General features: G+C 71.3%; 8 protein-coding genes and 1 pseudogene. 2 read left to right on the top strand and 7 right to left on the bottom strand.

Translation table 11 applies throughout. The features are described from left to right. Positions 1–207, top strand: a pseudogene (locus tag KN815_RS33755) (hypothetical protein); the annotation flags it as partial. A 154-nt stretch (positions 208–361) separates the two neighbouring features. On the opposite strand, the gene KN815_RS33750 reads toward KN815_RS33755, so the two are convergent. Beyond that, complete coding sequence (locus KN815_RS33750) at positions 362–1,228, bottom strand: alpha/beta fold hydrolase (RefSeq protein ID WP_216345652.1); 867 nt, start codon at positions 1,226–1,228, stop codon at positions 362–364. Between the two features lie 180 nt (positions 1,229–1,408). Between KN815_RS33750 and KN815_RS33745 the strand changes: the two genes are divergently transcribed. Continuing rightward, the gene (locus KN815_RS33745) at positions 1,409–2,668 is read left to right on the top strand and encodes a cytochrome P450 (RefSeq protein ID WP_216345651.1); all 1,260 of its coding nucleotides are present in this window, start codon (positions 1,409–1,411) and stop codon (positions 2,666–2,668) included. A 95-nt stretch (positions 2,669–2,763) separates the two neighbouring features. On the opposite strand, the gene KN815_RS33740 is transcribed toward KN815_RS33745, so the two are convergent. The 6 genes from KN815_RS33740 to KN815_RS33715 all read right to left on the bottom strand — a co-directional run. Further along, the gene (locus KN815_RS33740) at positions 2,764–3,171 is read right to left on the bottom strand and encodes an acyl carrier protein (protein WP_078638925.1); all 408 of its coding nucleotides are present in this window, start codon (positions 3,169–3,171) and stop codon (positions 2,764–2,766) included. 35 nt (positions 3,172–3,206) lie between these two features. After that, positions 3,207–7,136 (bottom strand): type I polyketide synthase, encoded by a 3,930-nt coding sequence (locus KN815_RS33735; RefSeq protein WP_216345650.1) that lies wholly within the window; start codon positions 7,134–7,136, stop codon positions 3,207–3,209. Beyond that, entirely contained in the window at positions 7,133–8,563 is a 1,431-nt protein-coding gene (locus tag KN815_RS33730) for an NAD(P)/FAD-dependent oxidoreductase (RefSeq protein WP_216345649.1), read from the bottom strand. The genes KN815_RS33735 and KN815_RS33730 overlap by 4 nt, the downstream gene beginning before the upstream one ends. A 35-nt stretch (positions 8,564–8,598) precedes the next feature. After that, the gene (locus KN815_RS33725; RefSeq protein WP_059149499.1) at positions 8,599–9,066 is read right to left on the bottom strand and encodes a nuclear transport factor 2 family protein; all 468 of its coding nucleotides are present in this window, start codon (positions 9,064–9,066) and stop codon (positions 8,599–8,601) included. Between the two features lie 35 nt (positions 9,067–9,101). Further along, a complete protein-coding gene (locus KN815_RS33720) occupies positions 9,102–9,539 on the bottom strand; it encodes a nuclear transport factor 2 family protein (protein WP_216345648.1) in 438 nt (145 codons plus the stop codon). After that, positions 9,536–13,248: type I polyketide synthase (locus KN815_RS33715; RefSeq protein WP_216345647.1), on the bottom strand; the 3,713-nt coding region annotated here is incomplete at its 5' end. The genes KN815_RS33720 and KN815_RS33715, both read right to left, overlap by 4 nt.

Raw genomic sequence — 13,248 nt, 5'->3', positions numbered from 1 at the left:
TATCTCCTGTTCGCCCCGGAGGTCCGCGCTGCCGATGAGTCCGCCTGGACCCGCGAGTACCGGCTGGTCGACCCGCAGGCATTCCCCAACATCACAGGCCTGAGCGCCGAACTCGCCGAGGTGACGGACGAGCAGATCTTCGAGGCCATGGTCGGGGCGCTGATCTCGGCGATCGAGAAGCGGGCCGAGACCCTGCGGGGGGCCTAGGGTCTGTCGTTTGGATCAGGCCAGACCCCGCGAGCCCGGCCTGATCCAAACGACAGGCCCTAGCAGCCAGTGGCGGTCATGGACTACTGGGTGATGTCGATGCCCGGCCCGGCGCACCGGCTCCCCGGTGAGCGGGTCTGGGGCGCCGTGCCGGTCAGCGAGCGCCGCCGGCCGACCGCACGCCGCGGGCCAGGTCGAGCAGATCGTCGGCCACCCGCCGCGGACGCTGGGCGTGCAGATCGTGCTCGGAGTCGAGATACTCCCGCATCGTCGCGTGGCGCAGATCGGCCGTGGTCTCCTTGATACGGGAGCGGATGCGGTCCGCCCACTTCCCGTCCGCGCCCTTGGGAATGGCGGGCATCAGCAGGGTGGGCACCGTGATGGCCGCGTACCACGGCCTCGGCGGCTCGTTCCAGATGCTGTGCAGGATCGACATGTGCTGCTCGGTGGACATGCGGCGGGACAGCGACCCGTCCGGGTTCACCAGCATCGTGTCCACCGCGGCCTCGATCGCCGCCGGGGACCAGTCCGGGTGGATGGCGCGGAAGTAGTCGCTCACGCTCTGCACGGTGGCGCCCTCCAGGGACGCGGGCCGCAGCGCCCCGACGAACGCGTCCCAGGACGCGAACGCCTTGGCCGGCTCCAGCCAGCCGCCGTCCACGAGCGCCAGCGCGGCCACCAGCTCGGGGTGCTCGGCGGTCAGCCGCACCGAGACATTGCCGCCCCAGGAGTGACCGGCCACCACCACCCGGTCCAGCCCGAGGGCGGCGGCCGCCGCCACCAGATCCGCGACCGCGGTCGGGGTGTCGTAGCCGGTCTCCGGTGTGTCGGAGTCCCCGTGGCCGCGCAGATCCACCGCGTACACCGCATGGCCCGCGGCGGCCAGATGGTCGGCGACCTCGTCCCACAGCCGGGCGCTGGAGGCCATGCCATGGACCAGGAGAAAGGGCGGCGACGCCGTTCCCGGCCGGTGCCGGAAATGCAATTTCACATCGTCGGTTACGGGCACGGAAAGATCCATGCCGGAATTCTAGCCGGGCCGCCCAATCGGATTCGACCGCTGGGGATGTGAGGTATGCGCGGATTAGCGGCGCTTAAGCGGGACGCGAGATGCTGGGCCGCCGGGCGATTCATTCTCTCCTGCCGACCCAACTCTTTACCGACCGTGGACTCCGTAGACTCCGAGCTGAAGTGAGGCGCTGTGTATCCCCCGGAATCGAGGCTCGCCCATGTCGACAACATCGACCTCACCGACTTGTCCTTCTGGGCCCAGCCCTACGGCGACCGTGACGCCGCCTTCGCGGCACTGCGCCGACGGCCGGAACCCGTGCTCTTCCGCGAACCGGTCATGCCCGGGTTCGGGCGTGGGTCCGGCTATTACGCGATGGTCAGGCATGCCGATATCGCCGAGGTGAGCCGCCGCCCGCAGGACTTCGGCTCGCTGCCCACCGCGATCAGCATCATCGATCTGCCGGAGGAGTTCAACAGCTTCTTCGGATCGATGATCAATATGGACAATCCCCAGCACGCCCGGCTGCGCCGGCTGGTGTCCCGTGCCTTCGGCCGGGGAATGGCCGCCGAGTTCGAGGTGGCGTCCCAAAAGGCGGCCCGGAAGATTGTCGACGACCTCATCGCGGACGGTCCGGGCGACTTCGTCCGCAACGTCGCGGCGATCATGCCGATCGCGGTGCTCAGCGGCATGATGGGGATTCCCGGCGACGACTACGAGTTCATTTACGACCGGTCCAATGTCATCGTCGGCACCTTCGACCCCGAATATGTTCCCCGGGCCGATCAGGCCACCGCCGCCCTGCTGAAGACCTCACATGAACTCGCCGAATACATCTCACGGCTCGCCGCCGACCGCACCCGTAACCCCACCGGGGATCTGGTCACCCGGCTGGTGCAGGCGCAGATCGACGGTGAGCGGCTGAGCCCCGAGGAACTCTCCTCCTTCTTCATCCTGCTCGTCGTCGCCGGAATGGAGACCACCCGCAACGCGATCTCACGTGGGCTGGTGCTGCTCACCGAGCATCCGGAGCAGCGGAAGCTGCTGCTCTCCGACTTCGAGACCTATGTGCCGGGCGCGGTCGAGGAGATTCTGCGGGTCGCGACCCCCATCAACTGGATGCGCCGAACCGTCAAGCGGGACTGCGAGGTGAACGGCCACCGCTTCCAGGAGGGCGACAAGCTGCTGCTCTTCTACTGGTCCGCCAACCGGGACGAGGGCGTCTTCACCGACCCCTACCAGTTCGACATCACCCGGGACCCCAATCCGCATATGACCTTCGGGTCGGTCGGCCCGCACTTCTGCCTGGGCGCCCATCTCGCCCGGATGGAGGTCACGGTGCTCTTCCGTGAGCTGTTCAGCCGGCTGCCGGAGATCCGCACGGTGGGGGAGCCCCGGCGGCTGGTGGCCAGCTTCGTCGAGGCCATCAAACACGTGGACTGCGCGTTCTGACGTACCGGCGGAGCCGCCCGTACGACCAACGGGAAAACGCCGCGCGGGAGGGGGTTCGTCCCCCTCCCGCGCGGCGTTGTGCCCTGCGGGCCGGGCTAGGCCGTGGCGCCGTCACCGGAGTTGACCGCGGCGTACGCCTCGGCGAGGTAGTGGCCGAGCTGGGCGGGGGTGGGGTACTCGAGAATGGCGACGAGGGGGATCTCCACGTCGGTGAGCGTCATCAGATTGCGGGTGAGTTCGAGAGCGGTCAGCGAAGTGAGCCCGTTCTCCAGGAAGTTGCTGTCGTCGTCCACCACGGCGGGTGCCAGGATGTCGGCGAGCTGCGTCCGTACGGTCTCCCGCAGGATGTCCTCGCGCTCCTCGGCCGTGGCGATGGCGAGCGCCTGGTGCAGCGCCGCCCCGTCCAGTGCGGTCTCGCTCTTCTCCGTCTGCATCGCGGATCCGTCTCCTTGAGGGCCGGCGTCGCCGGGGGTGTGGTTGTTGACGGTGGTGTGTGCGTTCATCGGTACTCCCGCCTGGTTGGGGCCGGTCGGCGTGATCACCGACCGCGGTGCGTATGCGGTGTGGCCGAGGGGCCGGAAAGGTCATCGAAGAGCCGATGCCGTCCCAGCTCGGAGGCGTGTGCGGTCATCCAGCTCCAGTCGATGTCCGCGATGACCACGGACGCCGTGTCCGCCATGACCGCCTGCCGCAGCAGGGCGGCGGCCGAGTGGTGGGGCAGTGCGGGCATCCCGTTGGTCCGGAGCTGCTTGGCGGCGCCGACGGCCGTGTCGGGGTCGTCGATCGAGCCCCAGCACACCGAGGTCGCCGGAACACCCCGGGCCCGGCACTGCTGGGCGAGCGCGCTCAGATAGGCGTGGGCCGGTGCCTGATTGCCCAGACCAGGGCTGGGCAGGACGCCCACGATCGAGCATCCGAGGACCAGGGCCGACAGCTCATGGCTGCTGCCGAGGGCGCTGAGGTTCACCGCGCCCGCCACCGTCGCCGCCCACTCGCGCTCGATCCGCGCCGTCTCCAACTGCCCCGCCTCGGCGGCCAGCGGCGCCGTGAGATGCAGAACGGCCGTCAGCGGGAGCTCCGGGGGAAGGCCCGCGACCGCCGCGGCGAGCGCCTCCGGGTCCGCCACATCGAACGTGGCCACGGACACCCGTACGCCCATGGCGCTCAGCTCGGCCACCAGATCGGCGGCCGGTGGCGCGGTGTCGACCAGCAGCAGATGTTCGGCGCCGTCCTCGGCCGCCCAACGGGCGGTGTGCGCGGCCAGGGTGGTGGCGGCGCCCGTGATGAGGACCGTTCCCCGGAGCCGTCGGGCGGGGCTGGTGAGGGCGGTGGGTACGTCGCGCACCAGGCGGCGGGCGAAGCAGCCGTCGCCGCGCACGGCCACCTCCGCTTCGCCGTACGCCCCGGCCAGGACCGCCGCGAGCCGCCGCCCGGCCCGGTCGTCGAACCGCTCCGGCAGGTCGACCAGCCCGCCCCACCAGCGCGGACGCTCCATCGCCAGCGCCCCGCCCAGACCCCAGAAGCGGGCCTGCTCCGGACGGGACATCGGATCGCCCAGGTCGATGCCGACGCCACCACGGGTGGCCGGCCACACCGGGGCCTCGATCCCGGCCCGCCGCAGCGTCTCGAACACATCGAGGGTCGGGGCGAGCGCCGGGCCGCGTCCGTCGTCGGCCGGTGGCTCCACCGCCAGCAGGGAGAGCACCCCGGCGACCGGCCGACCGGCGACGGCCTCGGACATCCGCCGGGCCCGGGTCTCGTCGTCCGATGGTGTGGTGCCCGGGGTGAATACGACGGCCTCGGCGCCATGGTCGCTCAGGGCGGTGGTCACGGCGGCGACCTTGGCGTCGTCGCTGCTGATGACCAGCCAGGTGCCGGTCAGCCGGGGCGCCGGCGGGTCGGCGAGGGGCTTCCAGGCGATGCGGTAGCGCCACTCCCGCTGCCGCCGCCAGGTGGCCAGGGCGGGCAGGATCTCCGCGAGCATCTCCCGCCGGTCGGCGGGGACCTCGAGCGCCCGGGTCAGGGCCGCCGTGTCCGTACGGGCCACGGCATCCCAGAACTCGGCGTCCGCCCAGGTCTCCACCCGGGGCACGGCATCCGCCGGAGCCTCGTTCTCCAGCCAGAAGCGCTGTCGTTGAAAGGCATAGGTGGGCAGGGCGACGGTGCGGGGAGCCGGATCGCCGTAGAACAGTGCGGGCCAGTCCACGGTGGCGCCCATGGTGTGCATACGGGCCAGGCCGCACATCAGCTCGCGCACCTCGGACCCTTCGGACTCTTCGGCCCCTTCGGACCTCTCGGCCCCCTCGATCCCCTTGTCCCGGAAGGGCGACAGCACCAGCGCCCCCGGGGCGGAGGTCAGCATCGCCTCCGGCCCCAGCTCCCACAAAACACCGGCCTCGTCCAGCGAGGGCAGGGGCGGCCGCTCGTACTCCACCGTGCTCGGATCGGTGCCGGTGGCCACCAGGCGGCAGGCGTGGGCGAGGTCGAGAGCACCGGAGATGTGCGCCGCGGCGATCTCACCGACCCCACGGCCCACCACCGCGTCGGGGCGCACCCCCACCGAGGCCAGCAGCCGGGCCAGGGCGACGTAGAGGGCGAACAGCCCCGCCGGGGAGGACGCGTCGCGGTCCCCCCGCATTCCCAGCAGCTCACCGGCCTCGTCGAAGGCGGTGGCGAAGACGGGGAACCGGTCGTACAACTCGGCGCCCGCCCCCGGGAGGTGGCCACCCTGGCCACCGAAGACGAACACCGCCCCGCCCGCCGAGGCGGCCGCCGCGCCGGTACGGGCCACCTCGGGCCCCACCACCGAGGGATGCCGCTCACCAGCCGCCAGCGCCGCCAGCCCCGCCCTCAGCTCGTCCGGCCCCCGGCCGACCACGACCGCCCGGTGGTCGAAGGCCGACCGCGTGGTCACCAGCGACCATCCCACATCGGCGGGGGACAGCCCCGGACCGGCCGCCGCCGTATGCGCGGCCAGCGCACCGGCCTGTCCGCGCAGCGCCGCCGCGCTCCGCGCGGACAGCACCCATGGCACCACCCCCGCATCCCGCGCGCCGCTGTTGTCGGCAGCGGCCTCGACCGGTTCGGTGAACTGCTCGAGAATCACATGGGCGTTGGTGCCGCTGGCGCTGAACGAGGACACCCCGGCCCGCCGCGGCCGGTCCATCCGCGGCCAGTCCATCCGCTCGGTCAGCAGCCGCACCGCGCCCTTGCGCCAGTGCACCAGCCGGGTCGGCCGGTCGATATGGAGCGAACGCGGCAGCACGCCCCGGCGCATCGCCATCACCATCTTGATCACACCGGCCATTCCGGCGGCGGCCTGCGTATGACCGAGGTTCGACTTGATGGATCCCAGCAGCAGCGGCCGGTCGTCCGGACGGTCCTGGCCGTACGTGGCGAGCAGCGCCTGGAGCTCGATGGAGTCGCCGAACGCGGTACCCGTGCCATGCGCCTCCACCGCGTCCACGTCCCCCGTGGACAGCCGGGCGTCCGCCAGGGCATCGCGGATGAGCTGCTGCTGGGCGGGGCCGTTGGGAGCGGCCATGCCCGTACTGGCACCGTCCTGGTTGATCGCCGAGCCGCGGATCACGGCCAGCACCGGATGGCCGTTGCGCCGCGCGTCCGACAGCCGCTCCAGCAGCACCAGACCGGCGCCCTCCCCGTACACCATGCCGTCGGCGGCGTCCGCGAACGACCGGCACCGGACATCGGGGGACAACTGGCGCTGGCTGGAGGCCACTTGGAAGACGCTCGCGGTGTACATGATGGCGGCGCCACCGGCCAGCGCCAGCGTGCACTCGCCCCGCCGCAGCGATCCGGCCGCCAGATGCATCGCCACCAGCGACGACGAACACGCGGTGTCCAAGGAGACCGCCGCGCCCTGGAGACCGAGGGTGAACGCCACCCGGCCCGAGGACACACTGCCCGCGTTGCCGTTGCCCACATGGCCCAGCAGCCCCTCGGGAATCTCCTCCAGACGCGAGGCGTAGTCGTGGTACATCACCCCCGTATAGACGCCGGTCCGGCTGGCTCGCAGGGTGTGCGGATCGATGCCCGCGCTCTCCGTCGCCTCCCAGGCCAGCTCCAGCAGCATCCGCTGCTGCGGTTCGATGGCCGCCGCCTCCCGGGCGCCGATGTCGAAGAACTCCGCGTCGAAGTCGGCCGCGTCATAGATGAAGCCACCGGCCCGGACGTACGAGGTGCCGTGGTGCTCCGGATCGGGGTGATAGAGGTTCTCCAGCTCCCAGCCCCGGTCGGTGGGGAAGCTGGAGACGGCGTCCCGCTCATCGGCCACCAGGTCCCACAACTGTTCCGGGGTGCGCACACCGCCGGGAAAGCGGCAGGCCATGCCGACGACGGCGATCGGCTCCGCCGGCTCCGCCTGGACCTCCCGCAGCCGCTGCCGGGTCTCGTGCAGCTCGGCCGTCGTCCACTTGAGATAGTCGACGAGCTTTTCCTCGTTGCTCATGAGCCGCCCGCACTCACCGTGCTGCGCGGAGTCAGCTTCACCAGCGCGAGCTCCTCGGCGGTCAACGGCGGCTCGGTCAGCTCCGGAAGGACCCGGTCCTTGTGCATCAGCGACAGAAAGCCGTTGGACGCCAGCTCGGACTGCGGGGCGGTCAGGCTGATGACATCGGTCACCACATCGCACACCGCCGAGGAACGGATCGACCGGTCGGAGATCAGATCGGAGAAGCGTTGCCGGGCCACGGCCCCGCCGGTCAGCCGCGGATCCGTCGCGCTCATCCGGCAGTTGACGTACTCCACATCCTTGGACGCGGCCATGATCCAGGGATCGTCCACGGTGGCGCTGATCGCCTGCTGGGCCCGGCGGGTCGCTCCCCCATCGGTCCCGGACCGCTGGAGCTCGGTGTCCAGCGCGGCGGCCGCACGAGCCGCGGAGCTCATCCCATGGCCGTAGATGGGGTTGAACGCCGCCAGCGCGTCCCCGAGCACCAGCAGCCCCTCCGGCCAGATGTCCAGCCGCTCCGGATACAGCCGCCGGTTGGCGCCGACACGCGAGACGGCCACCGAGGTCAGCGGCTTGGCGAGGGCGATGAGATCGGCGACCAGCGGATGGCGCAGCGTCCGGGCGTAGGGCAGGAAGTCGTCGTCGTGTGCGGGCAGTCCGGCGCCCCGGGTGCACGACAGGGTCACCATCCAGGTGCCGTCCTCCTGCGGATACACCACCCCGAACCGGCCCGGCTCGCGCAGCCGGTGGTCGGCGGCCACGTTGACGGCGGGGAATCCGGCGGCGGCACCCGGCGGCGCCTGGTACACGCGGGTGGCGTACGCGATGCCCGCGTCGACGATGTCCTCATCGAGCGGCGGCACCTCCAGCGCGGACAGCCAGTGCCGGAGCCGGGAACCGCGCCCGGAGGCGTCGATCACCAGATCGGCCTCCAGCGTCTCCCGCGCACCGGTGTCCATATCGCGCACCCGGACCCCGGTGACCCGTTTGGCGTCGCCGACCAGATCGAGGATCTCGGCGCGCTGGCGCAGGGCGATCCGCCCGGTGGCCAGAACGCGGTCGCGGACCTTCCAGTCCAGGAACGGGCGGGTGCACATCAGGGCGTACTGCCGCGGTGGAAAGCGGTGTTGCCAGCCGTGGGACGTCAAGGTCACCAGGTCCTGATGGAATCCGATCCGGCGGGCGCCCGCGTCGAGCAGTTGGTCGATCATGCCCGGCAGCAGCGTGTCCACGATGCGCGCACCGCTGGACCACAGCACATGGACATGGCGTCCCTGCGGCGATCCCTTACGGTGCCGGGGGCCGTCCGGCAGCACATCGCGCTCCACGACGGTGACGCGCTCCAGATGGCGGGCCAGCACATGGGCAGCCAGCATTCCCGCCCAGCCTCCGCCCAGAACGATTCCGTGCTTGGGTTCGGTCATGGTTCTGCTTTCGTCCCTTCACCGCTTACGGCCTTTTACATCGGACTGGGGCTGCCCTTGGCCTGGACCATCTTGGCGAGGTTCTGGGTGACCGCCATGAAATGCGCGACACCGCTGAGTTCGGGGCCGTCGCCCACTTTCGTATCCGTGATGCCCCAGAACGCCTGGGCGTGATGGACCAGACCGTCATCACCGAGTTCGATCACACCGATGATGCTGAAGGTGAGTTTCGCCGGTGCGTACACCGTGACCGTGGTCGGCACCGCCACCCTGCGGCCGTCCATCGAAGTGACCGGACGGCCCGGGGTCTCATGCACCTGGCATTCGATGGACCAGGCGATATGTCCGCGAAGGGCGTCCTTTCCGATGAGCGGGGGCGCGCCGACCGGGTCTTCGAAGACGATGTCGTCCGAGAACAGCTCCAATACGGCCTCGACATCACCGGCGTTCATCCGCCGCGCGTATTCCAGGGCCATCTTCTTGAGGGTCGCCTCATCGGCCATGAACGCCTCCTGTGCGGTGCCGGGATCGTCGGGGATCAGCCGGTGATGTCAATGTCCGACCTCCCCCAGAACATCTGAAGTTCCTGAATGAGACCGCCGGCCCCCGCGCGCATCATCAGGACGTAGTCCCAGGTGATGCGGGAGTCCTCCGGGCTGTCCGGGGCCGTCAGCCAGCCGCGTTCGGCGAATCCGGGGCCCTTGGGCAGATAGGCCATGGTGGCCGTCACCGGCACCAGGACATGCACACCGTCCTGCCCCGCGACCGGCTCACCGGGAATCTCGCTGATACCCGCCGCGGCGAGCTCCTCGAAATGCTCACGAAGGGCGTCCCGCCCGGTCCTGCGCCCCGAACCGACCGGATCCTCGAAAGTCACCTCGTCCGCGTAGAGTTCGAGCAGCCCGTCGATATCCGCGGCGTTCATCCGGCGGCTGTGCTCCAGGATGAGTTTCTTCCGGCTTCGCTCATCAATCACCGTGTGCCCCCATGTGCATGCTCTCCGTTGCTGTCGCTTCGGCCAAGGTCCTGGTCGATGAACTGGAAGATCTCGTCGGCCGTGGCGTCCTGAATTCGTCCGGCCGCGGGGCCTTCCTCCGTTCCGCCGCCGTGCAGGGCGCCCAATTTCGACAAGGTGCTCCGAAGGCGCCCCAGCAGCGCTTCCCGCGCCGCCTCGTCCCGGGCCACGGAAAGCAGCGCGCTTTCCATCCTGTCGATTTCGCCCAGCATCGGGGTGAGCGGATCCACGTCCTCGGGCGCCAGTTCCGTATGGAGATGCGCGGCGAGCGCGGCCGGATTCGGATGGTCGAAAATCAGGGTGGTGGCCAGCCGCAGCCCGGTCACGGCGGTCAGCCTGTTGCGCAGTTCGATCGCGGTCAGCGAGTCGAAGCCGAGTTCCAGGAAGCCGCGCTCGGTCTGGATCCGCCCGGGGTCGGAGTGGCCCAGCGCCGCCGCGGCATGGGTGAGGACCAGACTGAGCAGCGTGCGCCGCTGCTCCTCCAGTGGCAGCGCGGCCAGATGACCGGCCCAGTCGGTATGCGGCCGGGCGGTGGCCGCGGTGCGCCGCGCCGTACCGCCACCGGTGAGCGCCCGCAGCGGAGCGGGCAGGGTGAGCGCGGGCTGTCCCGCCAGGGCCCGGACGTCCAGATCGATGGCGATCAGATGGTGGTGGCCGTGGCGCACGGCGGCGTCCAGCAGCCCCAGCGCCCGCTCGCTGGACATCGCCCCGATGCCCGACTGGGCCATCCTGGCCCGGTCCGCCTCCTCCAGATGTCCGGTCATCCCGCTGGCGTCCGCCCACAGGCCCCATGCCACCGAGAGACCCGGCAGGCCGAGGGCGCGGCGCCGGGCGGCCAGGGCGTCGCAATAGGCGTTCGCCGCAGCGTAGTTGGACTGGCCGGAAGCGCCCAGCGTGCCCGCCGTGGAGGAGAACATCACAAACAGGGACAGCGGCAACTCCGCGGTAGCGGCGTGCAGATGAGCCGCGGCCGTGGCCTTCGGACGCCACACCCGCGCCAGCCGCTCCGGCGTCTGGGTGGTGAGGACGGCGTCGTCCAGCACCCCGGCCGCATGGACGACACCGGTCAGCGGATGCGCGGGATCGACCCCGGCCACCAGAGCGGCCACCGCGTCCGGGTCGGTGACATCGACCGCGGCGATCCGCACCTCGGCGCCCAACTCCCTCAATTTGTCGGCGAGTTCACCGGCACCGAGGGCCTGCGGACCGCTGCGGCTCACCAGCAGCAGATGCCCGACTCCCCAGGTGCGCACCACATGCTCGGCGACCAGAGCGCCCAGGGTGCCGGTGCCACCCGTGATCAGCACGGTGCCATCGGCGTCGAGTCCGGGGGTCTTCTCCTGCTCGTCCTGATCGTCGACGACCGGGTCCGGCGTGCCCGTCGCTGCTGTCGCTGCCCTCGCGCGGGCCATCCGGGGCACCAGCACCCGTCCGTCCCGCAGCGCCACCTGGGGCTCATGCGACTCGATCGCGCGCACCACGGCCGTCACCAGGCCCTCGCGACCCTCGAGGCCCGCATCGAGGTCGAGCAGTACGAACCGGCCCGGGTTCTCCGACTGGGCGCTGCGCATCAGCCCCCACGCCCCGGCACCGGACGGATCCAGCGGGGTGCCGTCGGGGTCATCGGTGTGTTCGCCCGGACGGTCGGCCGCCATCGCACCCTGTGTGACGACCACCAGCCGCGCATCGGCCAGGGCCGGTCGCCTCAGCCAGGACCGCACCAGCCCCAGCAGCTCCTCGACCGCCCCCAGTCCGTCCCCGTGGCCACCCTCAGCGGCGTATGGATGGACCAGGACGACGGCAGGGGCGGGCTCACCCGCGTCCACGGCTGCGATCAGCGCCTCCAGGTCCGGATGGCACACCGTGGCATCGGGGTCCACCCCGGCCGCGACCGGCTCCGCCAGCCCCAGCCGGTCCTCGCCCAGCACCACCCAGCCGCCCTCGCCGACCACCGACGTCGGGGACGGCGCGGTGGCCGCGGCGGGCAGCGGCGTCCAGTCCAGGGTGAACAGCCCGTCCACGGCACGGGCGGCCGCGGCCGAACGCAGCCGGTCCGTCGCGGCCGGGCGGGTCACCAGCGAATCGACCGTGAGCACCGGAGCGCCCACCGTGTCCGCCACCGTCAGCCGCAGCGACTGCCGCTCCTCGTCCCGCGACAGCCGCACCCGTACGGTGGCCGCCTCGGTGGCCCACAGGGACACGCCGTTCCAGGCGAACGGCAACCACACCTGGCCGTCGTCCTCCTGCCCCTCGGGCCGGTCCATCAGCAGCGACGGATGCAGCGCCGCGTCCAGCAACGCAGGGTGGATGCCGAAACCGTCTTGGCCACCCGCGGCATCGGGCAGCGTCACCTCGGCGAGGACATCCCGGCCATGGCGCCACGCGGCCGTCAGCCCCCGATACGCCGGGCCGTATCCGTAACCCGCCGCCACCACCTGCTCATAGAAGGCACCGACGTCCAGCGGCTCGGCACCCGGTGGCGGCCACGTCCCGCCCAGACCCTCCACCGGTGCGGGGACCTCGGCCGCGGGTGCGAGCACGCCCACCGCATGACACACCCACCCCGCGTCCGGACCGGAATCGAGGGCCGGGCCGGGGCCACCAGGACGGTCGGGGCCGTCGAGCCGATCGCCGTCGAGCCGGTCGGGGCGGGAGTACATCCGCACCTCATGCCGCCCGTCCTCCGCCGCCGCGCCCACCACCACCTGCACCCGCAGCCCACCGGATTCGGGCAGCGCCAGCGGAACCTGGAGCGCGAGCTCCTCCACCCCGCCACAGCCGACCTCGTCGGCCGCCCGCAGCGCCCACTCCACCAGCACCGCGCCCGGCGCCAGCACCGCCCCCGCCACCACATGCTCGGCGAGCCACGGATGGGACCGCGCGGAGAGGCGGCCGGTGAGCACATGGGTGGTGCCGTCGGCGAGTTCCACGGCGGCGCCGAGCAGCGGATGGCCCGCGGACGTCAGCCCCAGATCGGCCGGATCGCCACCCGGCCCGCCCGCTCCGTCCAGCCAATACCGCTCACGCTGGAAGGCGTACGTGGGCAGGTCGATGACGCGGGGTGCGGGGTCGGCGCGGAACCAGCGGGTCCAGTCGACCCCGACCCCCGCGGTGAACGCCTGCGCCACGGAGCGTGCCAGTTGGTCCGGGCCGCCGTGGTCGCGCCGCAGGGTCGGGACGGTCACCGCGTCGACCCCCGCCTCCTCGATGCACTCCTGCATGCCGATGGTGAGGACGGGGTGGGTGCTGGCTTCGATGAATACGCGGTGGCCGTCGTCGAGGAGTGCTTGTACGGCGTCGGCGAACCGTACTTGTTCGCGGAGGTTGGTGACCCAGTAGGCGGTGTCGAGCCCGCTGGTGTCCATGCGGGCGCCGGTGACCGTCGAGTAGAACGCCACGTGACCGGGCACCGGTTTCACCCCGGCCAGAACCTCATGCAACTCCTCGGCGATCTGGTCCACTTGGGCGCTGTGGGAGGCGTAGTCCACGTCGATGAGCCGGGCCCGGCGGCCCGCCTCTTCACACGCGGTCACGGCGTGGGCGACCTGTTCGGGTGGCCCGGATACGACGACGGATCCGGGGCCGTTGACGGCGGCGATGCCTACTTGGCGGGCTGGTTCGCCGAGGTCGGTGAGGAGTTCTTTGGCGTGGTGGTGGTTGAGGGTGAGGG

This window comes from Streptomyces niphimycinicus (genome assembly GCF_018883605.1).
Classification (GTDB): Bacteria; Actinomycetota; Actinomycetes; order Streptomycetales; family Streptomycetaceae; genus Streptomyces; species Streptomyces niphimycinicus.
Note: the sequence above shows the minus strand (reverse complement) of the source record. Positions and strands in the feature narration are given on the sequence as shown.